The organism is Pseudomonas kribbensis (genome assembly GCF_003352185.1).
In the GTDB taxonomy this organism is placed as follows: Bacteria; Pseudomonadota; Gammaproteobacteria; order Pseudomonadales; family Pseudomonadaceae; genus Aquipseudomonas; species Aquipseudomonas kribbensis.
Map to the genome: position 1 here is coordinate 4,072,817 of NZ_CP029608.1, position 22,432 is coordinate 4,095,248.

Sequence of the window (22,432 nt, forward strand, 5' to 3'; positions counted from 1 at the left end):
GAATCGTGGGGCGATTATAGCCATGCTCGCGGGCCGCGCGACTTGTCTTTTATCCAGCAAGGATTAGGCTAGGCGCCTTCGACTGCAGAGGGAACGCGCGATGTCCACAGAACTTGAAACCAACGTCAACGAACCACGGCTCAACGCCACGGAAATCCGCATTCTGGGTTCGCTGATCGAGAAACAGGCCACCAGCCCGGAAACATATCCGCTGACCCTCAACGCACTGGTGCTGGCCTGCAATCAGAAAACCAGCCGGGAACCGGTGATGAACCTGACCCAGGGCCAGGTCGGCCAGAGCTTGCGCGCCCTCGAAGGTCGCGGTTTCGCCAAGCTGGTGATGGGTAGCCGCGCCGACCGCTGGGAGCACAAGGTCGACAAGGCGCTGGAGCTGGTGCCGGCACAGATGATTCTGACCGGGCTGATGTTCCTGCGCGGCCCGCAGACCGTCAACGAACTGTTGACCCGCAGCGGTCGCATGCATGAATTCGAAGACGCCGAACAAGTGGTGCATCAACTGGAGCGCCTGATCGCCCGGGACCTGGCGGTGCTGATTCCGCGTCAGGCCGGCCAGCGCGAGGACCGCTACACCCATGCACTGGGCGATCCGGCGGACATCGAGGCGATTATTGCGGCACGACAGAATCCGAGTGATCGCGGCGCTGCCAGCGGTGTGTCAGTGGAGCGCATCGAAGAGCTGGAAGCGCGGATTGCAGCGCTGGAAGAGCGCCTGGCCCGCCTCGAATAAGCGTAACGGGGCGGCGTTACTCGCCGTCCCAGTAATCCACCCCGTCCGACTGCCGCGCCACCGCGACGAATCCCGAGGCATTGCCCTCGGCATCGATGCTGAAATTATCCATCACCGCGTATTTGTTCGAGTCCGGGTATTCACAGATGTCCGGTTGCTGCTGGGTGCTGACTGCCAGATAGCGCAGCTCCTGCGAGCTGGTGTTGATGATTTGATGCGCCTTTTCCGGGCCGCCCGGCGGGCAGGCGATCACGTCGCCGGCGCGGATCGGGAAACGCTCGGCCCCCAAGCGCACCTCCCCTTCCCCGGCCACCACGTAGAACATCTCCTCATTGACCCGATGGCTGTGGAACGGACTGCCACGCATGCCCGGCGGCAGCGCATACAGCCGATAACCGAGCTTCTGCGCACCCAGTTGCTGGCCGATTCGGGCGAACCGCTGCTGATAACGCCCGGCGGTTTCGCCTTCGGGGGCCAGGGCTTCGGGCAACGGTTCGAGTTCGACATCATTCAGGTTGAGAATGGGCGGGTGCATGCAAACCTCGGCTTTTGTCGTGGGGCAAGTCTGTGCCTGCTGATCCGGCAGTATAGGCAATGACCAACCCCGACACCGAGATCAATCAACTGCGGGCAAACGCCACCGCTGCATCGAACTGCTCGACCGTCGGCCGCACGCCGGTGTACAGCACGAACTGCTCCAGCGCCTGGATCGCGATCACTTCCAGCCCGGTGATGACTTTTTTGCCTTCAGCGCGGCCACGCACGATCAGTGGGGTTTCCGAGGGGATCGCCACCACATCGAACACGGTGTCGGCAGACTTGATCACATCCACTTCAAACGCCAACTGACCCGCTTCCGGACCACCGTCCATGCCGACCGGCGTCACGTTGATCAGCATCTGCGGGCGCTCGTCACCCATTTCCGCCTGCCACCGATAGCCGAGGGAATCGGCCAGCGCACGGCCGGCGCGCTCGTTGCGGGCCACGATCAGACCATTCTTGTAACCACCATCGCGCAAGGCACTGGCCACCGCTTTGGCCATGCCGCCGCTGCCGCGCAGGGCGAAAGTCGAGTCCTTCGGCACCGCGTGGGTGTCAAGCAACTGGGCGATGGCGATGTAATCGGTGTTGTAGGCCTTGAGATGGCCGTTGGTGTTGACGATGGTGTTGATCGACTGGATCGCCGCTGCCGAGGCATCCAGCTCGTCGACCAGGGCAATGCAGGCCTCCTTGAACGGCATCGACACCCCGCAACCACGGATGCCCAGCGCCCGGATCCCGCCGACGGCGCCCGGCAGATCCTGGCTGCTGAAGGCCTTGTAGTAGAAATTCAGGCCCAGTTGTTCGTACAAATGGTTATGAAAACGCAGACCGAAATTCCCGGGACGCCCAGACAGGGACATGCACAATTGGGTGTCTTTGTTGGGGTTCATCTGCATGGGAGACTCCTTCGAATGCACTTTCGGATGGACGGGATTAGCCAGACCATCAGGTTCTGAACGATCATAAGCCGGTCTGTTCCGGGCTTCACAGCCGATGCCTGAAACCCGGTAAGCAAGTCGGTACAGACCTTACACAAAATTTACCCAGCCGCCGTGCTGTTTTTCCAAATGTTGCTGTCTTAGAAGTATCCCCGCGCTATCCCGAGCCTGTTGCAGGCCCGGACGCCGGGTCGAAGAACCGAGGATTAATCATGATTCGTAAACTCCCCATCGTGGCCTTGTTGATTGGTGCATTCGCGATCACAGGTCAGGCAGAAGCCCACGGCGGTGGCTGGCAGGGTCCGGCGGTATTTGGTGCGATCGTCGGCTCGGCCATCATCGGCTCGGCGCTCATCAACCAGGATCGTCCGGTGTATGTTCAACAGCCTGTTTACGCTCAACCGGCGCCGGTGTACGTGCAACAACCGCCACCACCGGTCTACTACCAGCCGGCCCCGGTTTACGTACAACAACCGGTTTATGTTCCAGGCCCGGTCTACTACGGTCCGCCCCGTGGTTATTACGGCCACCCGCACTACTACGGTGGTCGCTGGTAAGCACACAGACAGAGCCCCGCTTTCCAGCGGGGCTTTTTTTGGCCTCAAGAAAGCCAACCGTCCGTCGGCCAACGTCTGAAAAAATCTCGCCAAGGTCGCTGTGGGGACAGTTTCACCCGTTAAAGTCGGCATGATGGACTCGACCGTCGGGCCGAAACACAAAACGGTCATCTATTTGTCATGACGGAACCGCAATCTGAATCCGTCCGCATACAACAGGTTTATAAAAACAAGGACGACTGGAATGCCAACACAGAATCCGCACCGCATCGTCGGTTTATGCACCTCGAGCAAGGTGTACAACGCCCTGACCGAGCTCAAGCACCTGGAAGGCCATCGCACGGCGAAGTTTGTGTCGCTGCTGGCGGAAAACCTGGTGCGCAAGGGTTTGCTCAATGAGCACGAGATCGTGCACATGCTCGATCAGGTGGTCGATTGACCGAGCCCTCAACGGCATCAATGTCCACTATCGAAAGTGTTGATTGTCCCTGAAACGGCCAAATCCCTAAGGTAGCTCCATAGATTGATGGAGGTACTTTTCATGGCTCAGGTTCAAATCATGTCCGTTGTCGGCAGCGCGGTTCCCGCATCCCTCAGAGAGCTTGGACTGCTCGCCTGCTGGTATCTGGTGCGCGACGGCGAACCGGTCAGCGGCCCGCTCACCTCTTTGCCAGCCGCCAAGGCACTGTCGCAACAGCTGATCAACGGCCCGTTCAAGGCTTAAGGCAACTGCACCTTCGGTCTGGTTTCGACGAACAGCGCCCAGCTCGACATGAACAATGCAGCGATCAGCGGCCCGATCACGAAACCATTAAGACCGAATACCGCCATCCCGCCCAGCGTCGAGATCAGGATCATGTAGTCCGGCATGCGCGTGTCCTTGCCCACCAGCACCGGACGCAGCACGTTATCCACCAGGCCGATCACGAACACCCCGAACAGCCCCAGCACCACGCCCTGCCAGATCATCCCGCTGAGCAGGAAGTAAACCGCCACCGGCGCCCAGACGATCCCGGCCCCCACCGCCGGCAGCAGCGACAGAAACGCCATCAACACCGCCCAAAGCAACGCGCTGGGTATGTCGAGAAACCAGAAAATCGCCCCGCCCAGCGCGCCTTGCGTAATGGCCACCAGCAGGTTGCCTTTGACCGTGGCGCGCACCACCCGATTGAATTTCAGTTGCAGGCGCCGCTTGTGATGCTCTTCCAGCGGTACCGCCGTGCGCACCTTGCGCGCCAGTTCGGCGCCGTCGCGCAGAAAGAAAAACAGCAAGTACAACATGATGAAAAAGCTCACCACGAAATCGAACGTGCCCTGGCCGAAACTGAATGCCTGGGTCGCCAGCACCTGACTGCCCTGCATCGCCGCCTTGACGATCTTCTCGCGCAAGGCATTGAGTTCGCCCATACCGAAACGGTCGAGCAGGTGCTGAAAGTACGGCGGCAGGCTGTGCTTGAACTGCGCCAGGTACGCACCGATATCGAGCTTGCCGCTTTCGATGTTGTCGTAGAGCGTCGCCCCTTCCTGCACCAGCAACACGCTGATGACGATCACCGGCAGAATCGCGATCACCACGCAGACACTCAAGGTGCACAGTGACGTCAGGTTGCGTTGCCAGCCGAACCTCTGCTGCAACCGGCGTTGCATCGGCGCGAATACAATGCCTAGGATCACCGCCCAGAACACCGCGCCGTAGAACGGCAGCAGGATCCAGATAAAGGCCACCGTCACCAGCAGCAACAGCACGGTGAGGGATTTGAATTGCAGACTCTTTTGGTTCATGTCCGGTCCATGTCAGTCAGGCGCCACGCGCACCCGCCCAACTTAGTCAGCCCACGCCCGCGCGAGTGCCATCTTTGTTCATGGAGCATAGATCCAGATCAATAAACCCTCGCCGCGCCTCGTTTACCCTCCCGCGCTTTTGCGACCGACACCGCCATGACGCCCTCCTTCACCCCGGAATTGCTCGCCCCCGCCGGCACCCTGAAAAACATGCGCTACGCCTTCGCCTACGGCGCCGATGCGGTCTACGCCGGCCAGCCGCGCTACAGCCTGCGGGTGCGCAACAACGAGTTCGACCACGCCAATCTGGCCCTCGGCATTCGTGAAGCCCAGGCCCAGGGCAAGCGCTTCTACGTGGTGGTCAACATCGCGCCGCACAACGCCAAGCTCAAGACCTTCCTCAAGGATCTGGCGCCGGTGATCGAGATGGCACCGGATGCACTGATCATGTCCGACCCCGGCCTGATCATGCTGGTGCGCCGGCACTTTCCGCAGATGCCGATTCACCTGTCGGTGCAGGCCAACACGGTGAATTGGGCGAGCGTCGAATTCTGGCAGCAACAAGGGCTGAGCCGGATCATCCTGTCCCGGGAGCTGTCGCTGGAAGAGATCGGCGAAATCCGCGAGCAGGTGCCGGGCATGGAACTGGAAGTGTTCGTCCACGGCGCGCTGTGCATGGCCTACTCCGGCCGCTGCCTGCTCTCCGGCTACATGAACAAGCGCGACGCCAATCAGGGCACCTGCACCAACGCCTGCCGCTGGAAATATTCGGCGCAGGAAGCCAGCGAAAACCAGCTCGGCGAAATCGTGCAGACCTTCGAACCGCAACCGACCCTCGGCCTCGGCGCCCCCACCGATCAAGTGTTCCTGCTGCAGGAAGCCAATCGTCCCGGCGAGATGATGCCGGCCTTCGAAGACGAGCACGGCACCTACATCATGAACGCCAAGGACCTGCGCGCGGTGCAGCATGTCGAGCGCCTGACCCGCATGGGCGTGCACTCGCTGAAGATCGAAGGCCGGACCAAATCGCACTTCTATTGCGCCCGCACCACTCAGGTTTACCGCCGGGCTATCGACGATGCGGTGGCCGGTCGCGAATTCGACCGCAGCCTGATGACCGATCTGGAATCCCTCGCCCAGCGTGGCTACACCGAAGGTTTCCTGCGCCGGCATGTGCATGACGAATACCAGAACTACCAGAACGGCAGCTCGGTGTCGGAGCGTCAGCAATTCGTTGGCGAGCTGACCGGCGAGCGCCGGGATCGGCTGGCCGAGGTCAAAGTGAAGAACCGCTTTGCCCTGGGCGATCATCTGGAACTGATGACGCCCAAGGGCAACTTCCATTTTGATCTGCATGAATTGCAGAGCCTCAAGGGCGAGGCCATCGATGTGGCGCCGGGGGACGGGCACACCGTGTACCTGCCGATTCCGGATGCGGTGGATCTGCGCTTCGGCCTGTTGATGCGCGACGTGAGCGGAGCCTGATCCGGCTCAGGCAAACTCCTCGCGCAACATCGCCACAAACGCCTCACGCGCCGGGTGCACCCCGGCGTTTTCATGCCAGTAGAACAAGTTGTCGATAGCCGTCAGCTCCGGGAATTCGTAACCCGCACACCCCGCGCCTTTGGCGTATTGCTCGAACACGCCTTTGGGCACCAGCGCTACGCCAGCGCCGGCGCTCACGCAACCGACAATCGCCCCGTAACTGGCCAGGCTGACAATCGGCAACGCCAGGCCCTGACGCAACAACCAGTGCTCCAGCGCGGCGCGATACGGACAGCCCTGCGGCCACATGAACACGGTCTTGTCCTGTAAATCGTCGAGGTTGCGTATCGGCCCGAAAGAAGTCGAAGCGATCAGCAGCAGTTCCTCGCGATACATCGGCGTACGTTTGAGCTGCGAACGCTCGACGTCCACCGCGACGATCGCGCCGTCCAGACGATGACTGACCGTATCGTCGAGCAACTGGCCCCAGGTGCCGGTGGTCAATTCCAGCGCCACATTCGGATAGCGCTTGTGAAATTTCGCCAGCAGACGTGGCAGGCGCCCGGTAGCCGAAGATTCGATGGCACCGATGCGCAACGGCCCGGACGGCTCGGCAGCGGGATCGACTGCGCGTTTGGCCTCAGCCGTCAGCGCCAGAATCTTCTCCGCATAGGCGAGAAAGGTCTGCCCCGCCGGACTGATCCGCAACCCCCGCCCTTCGCGCAGAAACAGCGCAACCCCCAGTTCCGCTTCCAGGGACTTGATCCGCGCCGTGATGTTCGACGGCACGCAAAACAGCTTTTCAGCGGCCTTGGCGATGCTGCCGACCTCGGCCACGGTCTTGAACATGCGGATTTGCGCCAGCTCCATAATCATCACTCTGAGTGAACGGTTCGCGCAGTATAAGTCAGTTGTGGCGAATGATTGGCCGCCCGGATACTCGGTGCATCAACCCTCCTGGTGCCTCGCTCATGCCCTTCACTTCGCCTTTGAAAATCCTGTTGGCCATGGCCTTTGTCGTCGGCTGCTGGGCCTATTCGCCGACCGGCATCCACATCGGCCTGCAAGCCTACGATCCAGGGCATCTGGCGTTGCTGCGGTTTCTGCTGGCGTCGCTGTTCATGGCCGTGATTGCAGGCTTCAAGGGCATTCACCTGCCGCGCCTGCAAGACTTGCCACTGTTGTTTGCCCTGGGCTTTTTTGCCGTCAGCCTGCATCACGTGGTGCTGAACATCGGCCAGCAAAGCGTCAGCGCCGGTGCGTCCAGTGTGCTGGCGCAATCGACACCGCTGTTCAGCACGCTGCTGGCGCGGTTTCTGTTCAAGGATCGGGTCAGCGTCTGGCGCTGGGGTTGTGTGCTGACAGGATTCGTCGGCGTGGTGATTGTGGTGAGCGGCGATCGCGGCCTCGGCAGCATCGACGCCCATGGTTTGCTGATCCTGCTGGCGGCGGTGTCGTGGAGCGTTTACTTCGCCCTGCAAAAACACCACGCCCGGCGCTATGACGGGCTGACGCTGGTTTGCTACACGGTATGGTCCGGCACGCTGCTGTTGTTGATTTACTTGCCGGGGCTGGCCGACAGCGTGGCCAGTGCGCCGCTGCGGGTGCAATGGGCGGTGCTCGCTCTGGGCGTGTTTCCCAGCGCCCTTGCCTATCTGGCGTGGGCGTTCGTGCTCAAGCATGTGGACCTGAGCCGGGCGACGATGACGCTGTACCTGATTCCGCCGACCGCGATGGGGATTGCCTCGGTGGGTCTGGGCGAACGCCCGACACTGCTGGTGCTGGTGGGTTCGGCGGTGGTGCTGATCAGTGTGCTGGCGTTGAATCTGGAGCGGCCGGCGGTGGTCCGGGCCATTGAGACTTGAGTCGCGGCGGCATCAGGCGCCGCCCGCCGAAAACCGGTCGCGGCTGTTGCTCAGGTGCAGCCACATCGCTGCACGCGCCGCTTCCGGATCCTGGCGTCTGATCGCGTTGAATATCGCCTCATGCTCCAGGTTCGCCAGTTGCCCGAGCTTGCTCAAATCCACCGCGCCGCGTTCGGCCGCATTGACCCGGGTACGCGGGATCATCGCGCTGCCCAGGTGCTGCATGATTTCGGTGAAGCAGACGTTGCCGGTGGCTTCGGCAATCAACAGATGAAAGCGCCGGTCGGCCTCGACGCAACTGTCGTTGTTGGCCAACAGACGCTGGTAGTCGTCCAGCGCCTGGCGCATCTGCAGCAGTTGTTGTTCGCTGCGACGTTGCGCGGCCAGTGCCGCCGCTTGCGTCTCGAGGCCCATGCGCAATTCGAGAATGCTGCGCACCCCCAGCGCCGTATCGACATTCAGCCGCAGCCCCTGCTCCGGCGCACGCTCGATCACGAACGTGCCGATGCCGTGCCGCGTCTCCACCAGCCCCGACGCCTGCAACTTGGAAATCGCCTCGCGCACCACGGTGCGGCTGACGCCGTGCTCCTGAACGATCGAGTTTTCCGACGGCAGCTTGTCACCGGGCAGCATCTGGCCGAGCAGGATGCTCTGGGTGAGTTTTTCCACCAGGTCATGGGCCAGGTTGTGGGCGCGTTTGCGAGCAGGTGCGTCGAGGTCTTCTTGCATGGTCGGTTCCGGTGATCGGGACAAGCCGATCGTAGCACTGCGGGCGATGACTTGTATGAGCTCCTATGATTTCAGGCGCTCAACTTGTATGACAACAAGCGCTTTTCGCTAGAAAACTTTCACTAATTTCACGCCAGCACTGCACATTCGCTGGTCTTGCACTCCGCATCTCGCGCCCGGCAACAACCCTTTAAAACCCAACAAATACGGCACTTCAAATCCAGAAAAGCATAAAAACCCTTCGCCGTAGATAAATTTGATTGAGCACTCCAACTTGTAGGACAAAAAAATGCAGTTGTATGATGTCTATCAACAACGCAGCACCCAGCCACACCCCGCATAAAAATAACGAGTGGGAGAAAACCAAGTGAAATCATCCATTGCCGGGATGAACGAGGGCGCCGATTCGGTGCTGTCCTCCGCCATTGCCAAAGTCAAACGCCACGTCCTACCGCTGTTCGTCATCATGTTCATCGTCAATTACATTGACCGGGTGAACATCGGTTTCGTCCGCACCCACATGGAACACGACCTCGGCATCTGTGCTGCGGCCTACGGTTTCGGTGCCGGGCTGTTCTTCATCGGTTACGCGCTGTTCGAAGTCCCTTCCAACATGCTGCTGCAAAAGGTCGGCGCGCGAATCTGGCTGACCCGCATCATGCTCACCTGGGGCCTGGTGGCCGCCGGCATGGCGTTCATCCAGAACGAAACCCACTTCTACATCCTGCGTTTTCTGCTCGGCGTGGCCGAGGCCGGGTTCTTTCCCGGGGTGATCTACTACTTCACCCGCTGGTTGCCGGGGGCCGAGCGCGGCAAGGCGATTGCGATTTTCCTCAGTGGCTCTGCCGTGGCCTCGCTGATTTCCGGTCCGTTGTCCGGCCTGCTGCTACAGATCGAAGGTCTCGGTCTGCACGGCTGGCAGTGGATGTATTTCATTGAAGGGATGTTCTCGGTCGGCCTCTGCGTGTTCGTGTGGTTCTGGCTCGACGCCAAACCCCACGACGCCAAATGGCTGACCCACGCCGAGCAGGATGCGCTGGTCAAAGCCATCGACGACGAACAGAAGGCCCGCGAAGCCGCAACGCCGATCCGGCCGTCGCTGGGCAAACTGCTCAAGGACCGCCAGATCATCCTGTTCTGCCTAATCTATTTCTTCATTCAATTGACCATCTACGCCGCAACGTTCTGGCTGCCGAGCATCATCAAGAAGATGGGCGAGATGAGCGACTTCCAGGTCGGGCTGTTCAACTCGATTCCATGGCTGCTGTCGATCATCGGCATGTACGCGTTCGCCTCGTTCTCGGCGAAGTGGAAACACCAGCAGGCATGGGTCGCCACGGCATTGCTGATCGCCGCTGCGGGGATGTTCATGTCCACCACCGGCGGGCCGATTTTTGCCTTCGTCGCGATCTGCTTTGCCGCACTGGGTTTCAAATCCGCGTCGTCGCTGTTCTGGCCGATCCCGCAGGCCTATCTCGATGCGCGGATCGCCGCCGCCGTGATCGCGTTGATCAACTCGGTGGGCAACCTCGGCGGCTTCGTCGCCCCCACCACTTTCGGCCTGCTGGAACAACACACCGGTTCGATCCAGGGCGGCCTTTATGGTCTGGCCGCAACCTCGATCATCGCCGCGATCATCGTGTTCGCCGCCCGCATGACACCCAAATCCGCACCTGACGTCGCCGTGGCCGATGCCGCGCCGAAACACGCTTGAAAGGACAATCCCAAATGACCGCACACGACATCGCCAAAGCCCCGATCATCACCGAGATGCAAGTCATCCCGGTGGCCGGCCACGACGGCATGCTGCTCAATCTGAGCGGCGCCCACGGGCCGTTTTTCACCCGCAACATCGTCATCCTCAAGGACAACGCCGGCCACACCGGCGTCGGTGAAGTGCCCGGTGGCGAACGCATCCGCCAAACGCTGGAAGACGCCCGCAGCCTGGTGGTCGGCAGCCCGATCGGCACGTATCAGAAGATCCTCAATCAGGTGCGCCAGACTTTCGCCGACCGCGATGCCGGCGGCCGTGGCCTGCAGACGTTCGACCTGCGCATCACCATTCACGCGGTCACCGGGCTGGAAGCTGCCCTGCTCGACCTGCTCGGCCAGCACCTCGACGTGCCGGTGGCGGCATTGCTCGGCGAAGGCCAGCAGCGTGATGAAGTGAAGATGCTCGGTTATCTGTTCTACGTGGGCGACCGCCGGGAAACCGACCTTGCCTACCGCAGCGAACCGGATGCCGACAACGACTGGTTCCGCGTGCGTCACGAGAAAGCCATGACCGCCGACGCCGTGGTGCGTCTGGCCGAGGCTGCCCACGCGCGTTATGGCTTCAAGGACTTCAAGCTCAAGGGCGGCGTGCTCAGCGGCGATGCCGAAATCGAAGCGGTGACCGCACTGGCCGAGCGCTTCCCCGACGCCCGCATCACCCTCGATCCGAACGGCGCGTGGTCACTGAAAGAAGCGATCCGTCTGTGCCGCGATCAGCATCATGTGCTGGCCTACGCCGAAGACCCGTGCGGTGCGGAAAACGGTTATTCGGGCCGTGAAGTGATGGCCGAATTCCGCCGCGCCACCGGCCTGAAAACCGCCACCAACATGATCGCCACCGACTGGCGCGAGATGGGTCACGCGATTCAGTTGCAGTCTGTGGACATCCCGCTGGCCGACCCGCATTTCTGGACCATGCAGGGCTCGGTGCGCGTGGCGCAGATGTGCCACGAATGGGGCCTGACCTGGGGCTCGCACTCCAACAACCATTTCGATATTTCCCTGGCGATGTTCACCCATGTGGCGGCCGCCGCGCCGGGCGACATCACCGCCATCGACACCCACTGGATCTGGCAGGACGGCCAGCGCCTGACCAAGGCACCGCTGCAAATCGTCGACGGCTGCGTGCAGGTGCCAAAGAAACCGGGGCTGGGCGTGGAGCTGGACATGGATCAGGTGGCCAGGGCTCACGAACTCTATAAAGGCATGGGACTCGGCGCGCGGGATGACAGCGTGGCGATGCAGTTTCTGATTCCGGGCTGGACGTTCGATAACAAGCGGCCCTGCCTGATGCGCTGACCCGGATTCAACGCAATTTCCTGTGGGAGCGAGCTTGCTCGCGATGGCGAAGTGTCAGTCGATAAATTTTTCGAATTTGAGGCCGTCTTCGCGAGCAGGCTCGCTCCCACAAGGGTTCTCACTGGCCGGAAATTTCCAGCAACCAGTGCCTGAACGCCGCCATCGCCGAGGTCTCCGGCCTTGACTGCAACCGCGTCAGCCAATAGCTGCCGGTGGTGATTTCGATGGCAAAGGGTTGGCGGATCAGGTCCGCCGCCAGTTGCCGGGCAAACATCAACGGCGGCGCCAGTGCCACCCCGCCGCCCTGCAACGCCGCTTCCATCATCGCCAGCGACGAGTCGAACACGATGCTCTGGGGCGGCGCGGCATGGGTCGCCAGACCCGCCGCATGAAACCATTCCGGCCACTCATCAGTGCGATAGGAACGCAGCAGACGCTGCTGCAGAAGATCCCCCGGCGTGTGCAATTGCCGGGCGATTTCCGGCACGCACAGCACTGTCAACGGCGCCTCCAGCAAACGGGTCGCCTCGATACCGTGCCACGCCCCGGCGCCAAACCGGATCGCGTAATCCAGCCCTTCGGCGGCCACGTCCACCCGGTTGTTGTTGGTCGACAGCCGCAAATCTATGAGCGGATGTTTCGCCTGAAAGTCCGCCAGCCTCGGCAACAACCAGCCCACGGCGAAAGTGCCCACCGCACCGACCGTGAGCATTTCCCGATATTGCCCGCCCGCCAGACGCTCGAGCATCTGCGCGATATGATCGAACGACGTGGTCAGCACCGGCAGCAACGTTTCGCCCTCGCCGGTCAGCATCAGCCCACGGGGCAGGCGTTTGAACAGGATCACGCCGAGTTGCGCTTCCAGGCTTTTGACCTGATGGCTGACGGCCGCCTGGGTTACGCACAACTCCACGGCAGCGCGAGTGAAGCTCAAATGACGCGCAGAAGCTTCGAAGGCGCGTAATGCGTTCAAAGGCAATTGAGGTCGAATCATGCCCAGTCCCAAATTTTTCTAATGGCTCGTCCGAGTTTTCATCGTTTGTCGAAAGACACCGGACTGCCTAGATTTGGCGGCGCCGATCAGCCGGCCCGACGGAAAACGCTCGCAGTGTAGCGGGATAACACCATCAACACTCATGGAGAGTGGCCCAAGCATGTTTTCGATCAACCTGAACAAACTCAAGTCCCTCTGCGCTTTCGGACTTTTCTTCAGCGCCGCCACCTGCCTGGCCGCCCCGCAAACCGACGATCAGTTGCAGGCGCTGGTGAAGGCCACCGTGACACCGGTGATGCAGAAACAGGACATCGCGGGCCTGGCCGTGGCCGTGACCGTCGATGGCAAGGCGCATTACTTTAACTACGGTGTTGCCGACAAGAGCACCGGGCAAGCGGTAAGTGAAAACACCCTGTTCGAAATCGGCTCGGTGAGCAAAACCTTCACCGCGACCCTCGCCGCCTACGCCCAGGCCAGCGGCAAACTGGAATTCTCCGACAAGGCCAGCCAGCACTGGCCCGAGCTGAAAGGCAGCGCGTTCGACCAGATCAGCCTGCTGCAACTGGGCACCTACAGCGCGGGCGGCCTGCCGCTGCAATTCCCGGATGCCGCAGATTCTTTCGATAAGATGCTCGGCTATTACCAACAGTGGAAACCGACTTATCCGGCCGGCAGCCAGCGCCTGTACTCCAACCCGAGCATCGGCCTGTTCGGTTTCCTGGCGGCGAAAAGCCTCGGCCAGCCGTTCGATCAGATCATGACCGAAACCCTGCTGCCGAAACTCGGGCTCAAGCACACCTTCCTGTCGGTGCCCGCGTCTGAACAAAAGCTCTATGCCCAGGGCTATGACAAGAACAACAAACCGATTCGAGTCAGCCCCGGCGCCCTCGACTCCGAAGCCTATGGCGTGAAAACCAGCACCTCAGATCTGCTGCAATTCGTCCAGGCCAACCTCGACACCGCCAAACTCGAAACCCCACTGCAAAAAGCCATCGCCCTCACCCACACCGGCTACTACACCGTCGGCGACATGACCCAGGGCTTGGGCTGGGAACGCTACACCTACCCGATCAGCCTCGAACGCCTGCTGGACGGCAACTCGACGCCGATGGCCATGGAACCGCACAAGGTCAAATGGCTGAATCCGCCACAGGCGGAACCGGCGAACGTGCTGCTGAACAAGACCGGCGCTACCGGTGGCTTCGGTGCGTACGTGGCGTTCGTGCCGTCGAAGAATGTCGGGATCGTGATTCTGGCGAACCGCAATTATCCAAATGGAGAGCGGGTGAAGATTGCGCACAGGATTCTGGGTGAATTGACCCGGTAATCACGCAATGAAAAATGGGCGACCTTCACAGGTCGCCCATTTTTGTTTTGGGGTTTGAAGAACACGCCTTCATCACCCTGACAAAAGTTACACCCCAGCGCCAAAGATACCTCTGCACGACACCTCCCATTGCTTCCCCCCGTAAACCTTGTAGGATCGCGCCTTTTTTTCACCGCCCCACCACCACGCATCCGATCCGCCAGGCTTGTTACCCCCTGCGGACTATGCTGAAACAGGGCCTGAGGGTTGATCCATGAAAGTGCTGTTGGTCGATGATCACGCGGTAGTGCGCATGGCGATCGGGATGATTCTGGCCCGCGAGGGCCATGAGGTTGTGGGTGAGTGCGACAACGGTGTGGATGCGTTGAGCCAGGCGTTTGCGCTCAGGCCCGATGCGATTGTGCTCGACCTGGATATCCCGCAGCTCGATGGCATGGCGGTGATCGACCGCTTGCGCATCGGCGGCAGCAAGGCCCATGTGCTGGTGCACACCGGGTTGAAAAGCCAGGCCTACGCGGCGCAATGCCTGCGGGCCGGGGTGTCGGCGTTTTTGTCGAAGGTCGATGATCCGGTGGAGATCGTCACCGCGCTCAAAGCGGTGGCCAGTGGCAAGACGTGGTTTCCGGTCAATGCGCTGAATTCGGTGCGGGCCAGCGACTTTGCCCGAGACGATGCGCAACTGCTCGATGGCGTGTCGCGCCGCGAACTCAAGGTGTTGCACGGATTGGCCCAGGGCAAGAGCAACAAGCAGATCGCCGATGACATGCTGCTCAGCAACAAGACCATCAGCACCTACAAGACCCGTCTGATGCAGAAACTCAACGCAGGCACGTTGCTTGAGCTGATCGATTTCGCCAAACGCAATCATCTGGTCTGAACCATGAGGTTCGGGCGATGGCTGAGTGCGTTGAGCCTTGCGCTGCTGACGCTGGCGGCGAATGCCGGGCCGTTGAACCTGCTCAGCCGTGCCGGTGACAATCGGCTCGATCTGCCCCTCACCAGCGCCCAGCACCAATGGCTGACCAACAAAACCGTGTTGCGCGCCGGGGTTTATGCACCGGATCGACCGCCGCTGGACATCACCGCCAATCAAAAGGATTACGAAGGGCTGTCGGCCGACTATCTTGACCTGCTGACTCGCAGCCTCGGCCTGCGCGTGGAGGTCAAGCAATACGCCAGCCAGTCGGATGCCCTTGCCGCGCTGCAACGGGGCGATGTCGATCTGGTGCCGCGCATCAACCACCTCGAAGCGAACTACAACGATCTGCGCCTGAGTGCGCCCTACGCGTACGATCAGGCCGTGTTGATCAGCCATTTCGGCACCCATTGGCCGAATGACCGGTTACCGGCCGGCACCACGGTGCTGTTCGATCAGGACTGGATCACCGAAGAGCGGGTGGCGTCGCTGTTCCCCGGCCACCCTCTTCAAGCGGTCGGCTCGACCCAGCAAGGCCTTGGCCAAGTGGCCTATGGCGAAGGCACGGTGCTGCTGACCGATGCGATTTCTGCGCAATACCTGCTCGAACGCAGTTACCAGCAAAGCCTGAAACAGACCATCCAGCGCGACTCCGAAGGCCTGGGCTTCAGTTTTGCCACGCAGCAGGAAAATACACGATTGCTGAACCTGCTCAACGCCACCATGGCGAAGATCACGCCCCAGGAACGCACGGTCATCGCCCGGCGCTGGGGCATCGGCGCCAACCCGAAACTCGGCTACAACCGTCTGCAGTTGACGGCTGCCGAACAGCAATGGATCAAGGATCACCCGCAGATCGAAGTGTTGGCCAATGACCTGTATTCACCGTTCAGTTTCTTCGACAACGAAGGCCAGCTCAGGGGCATGGCCGCCGACCTGTTGGAAACCATTAACGACCGCACCGGCCTGACGTTTCGGCCAAGCAAGATGTCCTCCATCGACGCCGTGACCGGTCGCGCGCAACGGGATCCGCCCAGTCTGATCGGCGCAATGACCTACAGCAGCCGTCGCGAGGAACACCTGGCGTTCTCCCGGCCCTATGCGATCAATCCGTTCGTCCTGGTCACCCGCACCCAAGCGGAACGCCCGGGTCTTGCGGGCCTCAAGGGAAGACGCGTCGCGATCATCAAGGATTCGGCCGCCGCCAACTGGCTGGAACGCGAGTGGCCGGACATTCGCACCGTGCAGGTCGACACGCCAATCGAGACCTACGAGCTGCTCGCCGAAGGCCAGGTGGAGGGCGTGATCCAGCCGCAAATGGGCGCGGCGTATTTGATTGATCGTTTTTTTCGTGGTCGCCTGCAAATCGATTCGGTGCTCGGTGCACAACCGGCTCTGATCGGTTTTGCCACCGGCAAACAGAACGCCATGCTGGTCTCGATTCTCGACAAGGCACTGCTCGATATCGCCCCGGACGAGTTAAGCGAACTGGCCAGCCGCTGGCAGAATTCCCAGGACAGCCAGGACACCTGGGGCACTTACAAAAACTGGATTCTGCGTGCGGTGTTGGTGCTGCTGACCGTGCTGCTGGTGATTCTGGCGTGGAACCTCGGTTTGCGGCGGCAGATCGCCGAGCGGCAAAAGGCACAAAAAGCCTTGAGCGATCAGTTGCTGTTCATGCAGGTGCTGGTCGACGGCACGCCGCACCCGATCTACGTGCGTGACCGCAAAGGGCTGTTGTTGAGCTGCAACCGCGCGTATCTGCAAGTGATGGAGGTCGAGCCGCAGCAAGTGCTGAACAAAGGTCTGATCGAGGCGAACATCCTGCCGCTGGACACCGCCCACCAGTACAAACGCATCCACCGCGCCACGCTGGAAAGCGGTGAACCGTCGTTCGACAGCTTCACCATGACGGTCAAGGACAAGACTTATCACATCTACCACTGGGCCCTGCCCTACCGCGATTCCGACGGCACCATGACCGGGGTGATTGGCGGCTGGATCGACTTCACCGAACAGCAGCATCTGCAACACGCCTTGCTCGCCGCCAAACATCAGGCCGAGGCGGCGAACCGGGGCAAGAGTCATTTCCTGGCGGTGATGAGCCACGAGATCCGCACACCGATGAGCGCATTGATCGGCGTGCTCGAACTGCTGCGTCACCAGTCCGCCCCGCGTCCGGACGACACCGAGCTGATCGATATCGCCCAGCAATCCGCCGGCGGCATGATGGAGTTGATCGGCGAGATTCTCGACCTGACCCGAATCGAGGCCGGCCAGTTCGAACTGCGCAACAGCCGCTGCCATCCCGAACCGCTGGCGCGCACGGTGATCGAGGGATTCGCCAGCCTGGCCCGGCAGAAAAACCTCGAACTGAACTTCATCAGCGACCATGCCGGCAGCGCCGTGGAGCTGGACTCGCTACGGTTCAGGCAGATTCTTTCCAACCTGCTGAGCAATGCAATCAAGTTCACCGCTCAGGGAACCGTTACGGTCGAGCTGCGCCTGGAGCCCGACGGCGAACTTGCCCGACTGCGCCTGGCAGTGCGCGACACCGGCATCGGCCTCGACGAGCAGCAGCGCCAGCGCCTGTTCCAGCCTTACACCCAATTCGAGGTCAATGATCGTGAGGTTCAGGTCGGCAGCGGTCTCGGGCTGTCGATCTGCCGGCAATTGACCGAGCTGATGGGCGGCCGACTGACCTGCCAGAGTCAGCCGGGACAAGGCGCCTGCTTCACCCTGGAACTGCTGGTCAAGTGCCTGCCGGACGACGAGGCAACTCAAGTAACCAACGATGAAACGCTGCCGCCACTGCCTGTGCGCCATGTGTTGATCGTCGAGGATCACGAGTTCAACCGCGTGGTGCTGCAGCGTCAGCTGGAGTCCCTGGGCATGCGTGTCACCTGCGCCGAAAACGGGATCGAAGGCCTGCGTCTGTGGCGCGAAGACACCTTCGATTACCTGATCACCGACTGCAACATGCCGCTGCTCAACGGCGACAAGATGACCCGCCAGTTGCGCGCCATCGAAGCCGCCGAAGGCCGTGCACCGACCCATGTGCTGGGGCTGACGGCCAATGCCCGCCCCGAGGAAATCCAGCGCTGCCTCGATGCCGGAATGAACGACTGCCTGTTCAAACCCCTCACCCGCCCTGCGCTCGAGCGCTACCTGCGCGAAGCCGAACGGGCCATTCAGGCCACTGCGCCGTGCTTCGATCTGTCGAAGGTCACTGCCATCACCGCAGGCGATCTGAGCATGACCCGGCAATTGCTCGCCACGGTACTGCGCACCAACCAGGAAGATTTCGAAACCATGCAGGCACTGTTTCAGGCCGGTGACTTTTCCGGGATGAAACGCTGCTGCCACAAGATCCTCGGCAGCGCGCGGATCATTCACGCCGCACCGTTGATCGCTGCATGCGAACAACTGGAAGCGACCTGCGAAGTCAGCACCACGCGCCAGGAAGTGCATCGCCTGTTCGAAGCTTTCGGCCAGCAGATGAAGCGTTTGCAGTCGCACCTGCAAGTGGCCTTGCACAGCACCTCTGTGTAGGACGCTTCCTACAAAAACTTGGGAAGTGCCTGCGTTACCCCGACCACTCGCCTGAGCAGAATTCGCCCCTCTTATAGCGGTTGTCGGCGGATCATCATGCTTGCGTTGAATGTACGGTTTTCTCGGGTTTCACTTTCGGGTGCCCTGCTGGTGCTCAGCGCCGCGCCCATGGTGGTACAGGCCGCCAGTTGCGACGGTTTGCCTTGCCTGACCTCGCCACAAAGCAACCTGTTGGTCGATAACGGCTCGACTGTCCTGGCCGGCACCGGCGCAACACTGACCGACAGCATCGTGAGCCTTGGCACCCTTCAGTTGCTTGATGAGAGCGTGGCCAGCGGCACCACGATCAAGGACAGCGGATGGCTGGAAGCCCGTGACAGCGCGAAGCTTACCGACACCCTGATGGAAAACGGCACACTGGTATTGATCGGTTCTGCCACGGCGCTGACAACGAGGGTCAACGACGGCTTTTTTGAAGTGACGCAAAACGCCGCAGTCAGCGACACCCGGCTCGACGGTGGCCAGATGTATGTCTACGGCGATGCGCTGGCCAAAAATACCCGCGTCGCCAACAGCCTGATGACCGTCTACCAGAATGGTCATGCGCAACAGACCACGGTCAATGCCGGCGGCGAACTGGCGGTCAACGACACCGCGTCGGTAGACGATACGCGGATCAATCAGGGCGGCACGATGACCAGTGTGGCCGGCACAACGGTCTCCAATACCACGGTCAATCAGGGCGGCTTGATGGTGCTGGGCGCCGCAGCCACCGCCAGCGACACCACGCTGAACGACGGTGCCCTGCTGCGCCTCAAGGGTGACGCCGCATTGAACGGAGCCAACCGCCTCGATGGCCGGGTCGAGTTTGCCGACCCCGCCATCAGCGGCGCATTCCACACTCTGACCATCAACGGCCCGCTGACCGGCAGCGGAACATTTGCGATGAACACCGATCTGGCGTCGTTGCGCGGTGATCTGCTCAAGGTGCAAGGCCCGATCAGCGATCTGCACAGGTTGGTGGTGGCGGATTCCGGCAATGCACCGAGTGGCGCACAGCAGGCTCTGAAAATGGTCGAGGGCAATGGCGGCAGTGGTGATTTCCAGCTGTTCGGCGGCACGGTCGATGCCGGGGCCTACCGCTACTCGCTGCAGAAACAGGGGAATGACTGGTATCTGGGCAAACCGGCGATCAGCACTCCGGATGAAAGTATCCAGGAGCCGCAGGTTCCACCGGTCGATGGCCAACCGGAAACCGTGGTGCAACCGGGAGTGATTCAACCGCCAGCGACACCGCAGCCTCAGCCTCAGCCTCAGCCGCAATCACAGATTCTGAGTAAAGGTGCGAACGCCGCCGTCGCCAACCAGGCCGCTACTGCCGCATTGCTTGATGCGCAAAACGGCAGCACCCGACAGCACTTTTCCGATTTGCGTTCGGGCAAGGATCAGGGCGGCTTCTGGGCCCGGGGTTACGGTGCCGAACAAAAACTCGACACCCGCACCAGCCGTGCTTTTCAGCAACAGGCCAACGGCATGGAAATCGGTGCCGACACCGCGCTGCCGACGGCCAGTGGAACGCTGTATGTCGGCGCCCTGTTCGGTCAGGGTCAGGGCCGCCAGGATTTCGGTGAGCGCAGTAAAGGCACGATCGACAGCACCACGCTGGGCGCCTACGCCAGCTATCAGGATCAGAGCGGCTTGTATGTCGACGGTGCCCTCAAATATTCACGGCTGAACAACGAGATCAAGATCACCAGCAACCTCGGCGAACCGGTCAAGGCTCATTACGACAACCATGCCGTCAGTGCCGAGGCGCAGATCGGCAAGGTCATCGATCTGGGCCGGGACTGGTTCGTCGAACCTCAGGTCGGCGTGCAGGTCACGCGCATCAGCGGCGGACGTTACACCGCCAGCAATGGGCTGGATGTACAGCAGGATGCGCTGACCTCGGTGCAGAGTCGGGTCGGTGCGCAGTTCGGCCGCGAGCTGCAACTGGACAAGGGCCTGCGGATCAAACCGTACGTCAAGGCTGCGTGGGTCACCGAACATGCTGGCGACAGCGAAGTGAAGGTCAACGGCGCACGCCTGGACAGTCGCCTGCCCGGATCACGAGCGGAACTGGGTGGCGGGTTGATGCTGACCGCAGCACAAAATCACCATGTGTATGTCGAGGGGCAATATGCCAAAGGCCGTGATATCGAACAGCCCTGGGCGGTGAATGTCGGGTATCGCTACAACTGGTAAATTGCGGGCAATAAAAATGGCGAACGGTCAATCCGTTCGCCATTTTTTGTTCAGGTCACCCGAACCGTGCTCTCAATCATCCGGCATTTCCGGCGGCTTGGCGGGTTTCGCAGGTTTTGCCGGTTTGCCGTTCTTCGTTCCCTTGGCCGGTGCCGCCTCGGTGGCCGCTGGAGGTGGAGGCGCGGCTACCAGTTCCTTCTCGGCGGCCGGCAATGCATCGATGGTGTCGAAGACTTTCTTCAGGTCCACCGACTTCGCCTCCTCCCCGGCGGCCGACAGTTTGGTTTCCCCGTCCTTGCCCATCAGAAAGACTTTCGGATAGGCCCCGGCACCCAGCTTCAGCGAGCGCAGCAACGCCATGGTGTCCTGTTGGCCAAGATCCTTGCCGTCGAGCTGCCCGGCCATATTGAGGATGGTGTAGACCTTGAGCTTGCGGTCGGCGATCCCCTGCTTGTTGGCCGGGTCCTCAAGGGACTTTTTCAGGCTCACCCAGACCGGGTCGACCGTACTGCTGGCGATGACGATCAAGGGGCGGTAATTGCCTTTGTCGACATCCAGAGGGGAATCGTTGTCCCCGGCGAACAAGGGGCCGGCAATCGCCAGCAAGAGTGTCAGGGTCAATGACCTGATGAGCATGCGCATCTCCTTTTGATATCCACGCTCTAATGATTGCGCATCGTGGCGATTGTTCCGGGGTTGCCCGGCAAATATGTTTCGCCTTGTTCAAAGCGTAGGTCAGCAACGATTTTGCGCAACCGGACGGGCGCGATCCTGTCGCCCATTTGTTTACCTTTTATGACCGCCTCGGAGCGACTGTCGAACTTGCCGGGTCATGCCGGCACGCGGATCAGAACGCCAGTTTGTAACCGATCAACACCAGCATCGTCGCCAGGCACGGACGCAGCAGTTCATCGGAGACCCGACCGGTCAGGTGGCTGCCGAGCCAGATGCCTGGCAACGAACCCACCAGCAGGAAGCCCAGCACGCCCCAGTCCATGTTGCCCATGCTCGCGTGGCCGAGGCCGGCGACCAGGGTCAGCGGTACGGCGTGGGCGATTTCGGTGCCGACCAGACGGCGGGTCGGCAGCAGCGGATAGAGGATGAACAGCGCGACGGTGCCGAGGGCGCCGGCGCCGATGGAGGTCAGGGCGACCATGGTGCCGAGGATCAGGCCGGTGATCACCGTCATGATATTCAAGCGAGTGCCGCTGGGGTTGTAGTTGCCACCGGCGCGTTTGTGGGCGAATTCCAGCAGGCGCTTCTTGAACAGAATCGCCATTGCCGTGGCGAACAGCACGTAGCCCAGCGCCTGCTTGATGATGGCGTTCATCGCATCCGGTGCGGTGTGCAGGGTACTGAGGAACCACAAGGTCATCGCCACCGCCGGGACACTGCCCAGGGTCAGCCAGCCGGTGATGGCCCAATCGATGTTCTTGTTCTTCCTGTGCACCAGCACGCCGCTGGATTTGGTGATGGCGGCGTACAGCAGGTCAGTGCCCACCGCCGTGGCCGGGTTGATGCCGAACCACAGCAGGATCGGCGTCATCAACGAACCGCCGCCGACACCGGTCATGCCGACGATAAAGCCCACCACCAGCCCGGCAATCACCAGGCCGAAATTTGCCAATTCCATGAAGACATCCAGAAGACGACAGGAAAAATCTGGCCCGCAGCATAGCG

At 61.2% G+C, this 22,432-nt stretch carries 20 protein-coding genes; 12 read left to right on the forward strand and 8 right to left on the reverse strand.

The window, feature by feature from the left end; genetic code table 11:
• Window positions 1-100 precede the first annotated feature (100 nt).
• The gene (locus tag DLD99_RS18580; RefSeq protein ID WP_085712483.1) at window positions 101-748 is read left to right on the forward strand and encodes a YceH family protein; all 648 of its coding nucleotides are present in this window, start codon (window positions 101-103) and stop codon (window positions 746-748) included.
• A 16-nt stretch (window positions 749-764) separates the two neighbouring features.
• Here DLD99_RS18580 and DLD99_RS18585 read toward each other — a convergent pair whose 3' ends face one another.
• Both DLD99_RS18585 and DLD99_RS18590 read right to left on the reverse strand, forming a co-directional pair.
• Window positions 765-1,283 carry a cupin domain-containing protein gene (locus DLD99_RS18585; protein ID WP_114884155.1) on the reverse strand — a complete coding sequence of 173 codons (519 nt, stop codon included), beginning with the start codon at window positions 1,281-1,283 and terminating at the stop codon, window positions 765-767.
• Between the two features lie 85 nt (window positions 1,284-1,368).
• On the reverse strand, window positions 1,369-2,187 hold the full coding sequence (locus DLD99_RS18590; protein ID WP_114884157.1) for a shikimate 5-dehydrogenase: 819 nt from the start codon (window positions 2,185-2,187) through the stop codon (window positions 1,369-1,371).
• Between the two features lie 254 nt (window positions 2,188-2,441).
• On the opposite strand from DLD99_RS18590, the gene DLD99_RS18595 reads away from it, so the two are divergent.
• The 3 genes from DLD99_RS18595 (at window position 2,442) to DLD99_RS18605 (ending at window position 3,510) form a co-directional block, all read left to right on the forward strand.
• Window positions 2,442-2,786, forward strand: a complete 345-nt coding sequence (locus tag DLD99_RS18595; RefSeq protein ID WP_025108898.1) for a hypothetical protein — start codon at window positions 2,442-2,444, stop codon at window positions 2,784-2,786.
• A 244-nt stretch (window positions 2,787-3,030) separates the two neighbouring features.
• Window positions 3,031-3,225, forward strand: a complete 195-nt coding sequence (locus DLD99_RS18600; RefSeq protein WP_085712486.1) for a hypothetical protein — start codon at window positions 3,031-3,033, stop codon at window positions 3,223-3,225.
• A 102-nt stretch (window positions 3,226-3,327) separates the two neighbouring features.
• Entirely contained in the window at window positions 3,328-3,510 is a 183-nt protein-coding gene (locus DLD99_RS18605; RefSeq protein WP_114884159.1) for a hypothetical protein, read from the forward strand.
• Here DLD99_RS18605 and DLD99_RS18610 read toward each other — a convergent pair.
• Window positions 3,507-4,568: an AI-2E family transporter gene (locus DLD99_RS18610; protein WP_085712488.1), complete on the reverse strand. Its 1,062-nt coding sequence runs from the start codon at window positions 4,566-4,568 to the stop codon at window positions 3,507-3,509. The genes DLD99_RS18605 and DLD99_RS18610 overlap by 4 nt on opposite strands.
• 156 nt (window positions 4,569-4,724) lie before the next feature.
• On the opposite strand from DLD99_RS18610, the gene trhP reads away from it, so the two are divergent.
• The gene (gene trhP / locus DLD99_RS18615) at window positions 4,725-6,053 is read left to right on the forward strand and encodes a prephenate-dependent tRNA uridine(34) hydroxylase TrhP (RefSeq protein WP_114884161.1); all 1,329 of its coding nucleotides are present in this window, start codon (window positions 4,725-4,727) and stop codon (window positions 6,051-6,053) included.
• Between the two features lie 6 nt (window positions 6,054-6,059).
• On the opposite strand, the gene DLD99_RS18620 is transcribed toward trhP, so the two are convergent.
• A complete protein-coding gene (locus tag DLD99_RS18620; RefSeq protein ID WP_114884163.1) occupies window positions 6,060-6,923 on the reverse strand; it encodes a LysR family transcriptional regulator in 864 nt (287 codons plus the stop codon).
• 101 nt (window positions 6,924-7,024) lie between these two features.
• Here DLD99_RS18620 and DLD99_RS18625 point away from each other — a divergent pair, with 101 nt between their 5' ends.
• Window positions 7,025-7,918, forward strand: coding sequence for a DMT family transporter (locus DLD99_RS18625; protein ID WP_244220749.1), 894 nt, complete (start codon window positions 7,025-7,027; stop codon window positions 7,916-7,918).
• Window positions 7,919-7,930: 12 nt separating this feature from the next.
• On the opposite strand, the gene DLD99_RS18630 is transcribed toward DLD99_RS18625, so the two are convergent.
• Entirely contained in the window at window positions 7,931-8,647 is a 717-nt protein-coding gene (locus DLD99_RS18630; RefSeq protein ID WP_114884166.1) for a FadR/GntR family transcriptional regulator, read from the reverse strand.
• 367 nt (window positions 8,648-9,014) lie between these two features.
• Here DLD99_RS18630 and DLD99_RS18635 point away from each other — a divergent pair, with 367 nt between their 5' ends.
• Together DLD99_RS18635 and gudD are read left to right on the forward strand one after the other, a co-directional pair.
• The gene (locus DLD99_RS18635; RefSeq protein WP_114884168.1) at window positions 9,015-10,361 is read left to right on the forward strand and encodes an MFS transporter; all 1,347 of its coding nucleotides are present in this window, start codon (window positions 9,015-9,017) and stop codon (window positions 10,359-10,361) included.
• Window positions 10,362-10,375: 14 nt separating this feature from the next.
• Window positions 10,376-11,719 (forward strand): glucarate dehydratase, encoded by a 1,344-nt coding sequence (gene gudD / locus DLD99_RS18640; protein ID WP_114884169.1) that lies wholly within the window; start codon window positions 10,376-10,378, stop codon window positions 11,717-11,719.
• 118 nt (window positions 11,720-11,837) lie between these two features.
• Here the strand turns inward: gudD and DLD99_RS18645 are convergent, their stop codons facing one another.
• Entirely contained in the window at window positions 11,838-12,713 is an 876-nt protein-coding gene (locus DLD99_RS18645) for a LysR family transcriptional regulator (protein WP_114884171.1), read from the reverse strand.
• A 160-nt stretch (window positions 12,714-12,873) separates the two neighbouring features.
• Here DLD99_RS18645 and ampC point away from each other — a divergent pair, with 160 nt between their 5' ends.
• The 4 genes from ampC to DLD99_RS18665 all read left to right on the forward strand — a co-directional run bounded on the left by ampC (window position 12,874) and on the right by DLD99_RS18665 (window position 20,752).
• A complete protein-coding gene (gene ampC, locus DLD99_RS18650) occupies window positions 12,874-14,040 on the forward strand; it encodes a class C beta-lactamase (protein WP_114884173.1) in 1,167 nt (388 codons plus the stop codon).
• A gap of 253 nt (window positions 14,041-14,293) precedes the next feature.
• On the forward strand, window positions 14,294-14,917 hold the full coding sequence (locus DLD99_RS18655) for a response regulator transcription factor (protein WP_085712498.1): 624 nt from the start codon (window positions 14,294-14,296) through the stop codon (window positions 14,915-14,917).
• Window positions 14,918-14,920: 3 nt separating this feature from the next.
• Complete coding sequence (locus DLD99_RS18660; protein WP_114884175.1) at window positions 14,921-18,508, forward strand: ATP-binding protein; 3,588 nt, start codon at window positions 14,921-14,923, stop codon at window positions 18,506-18,508.
• Between the two features lie 96 nt (window positions 18,509-18,604).
• The gene (locus DLD99_RS18665) at window positions 18,605-20,752 is read left to right on the forward strand and encodes an autotransporter outer membrane beta-barrel domain-containing protein (RefSeq protein WP_114884177.1); all 2,148 of its coding nucleotides are present in this window, start codon (window positions 18,605-18,607) and stop codon (window positions 20,750-20,752) included.
• Between the two features lie 72 nt (window positions 20,753-20,824).
• Here the strand turns inward: DLD99_RS18665 and DLD99_RS18670 are convergent, their stop codons facing one another.
• Together DLD99_RS18670 and DLD99_RS18675 are read right to left on the reverse strand one after the other, a co-directional pair.
• A complete protein-coding gene (locus tag DLD99_RS18670) occupies window positions 20,825-21,388 on the reverse strand; it encodes a DUF4174 domain-containing protein (protein ID WP_114884179.1) in 564 nt (187 codons plus the stop codon).
• Window positions 21,389-21,599: 211 nt separating this feature from the next.
• Window positions 21,600-22,385: a sulfite exporter TauE/SafE family protein gene (locus tag DLD99_RS18675; RefSeq protein WP_085712503.1), complete on the reverse strand. Its 786-nt coding sequence runs from the start codon at window positions 22,383-22,385 to the stop codon at window positions 21,600-21,602.
• Window positions 22,386-22,432: the final 47 nt, after the last annotated feature.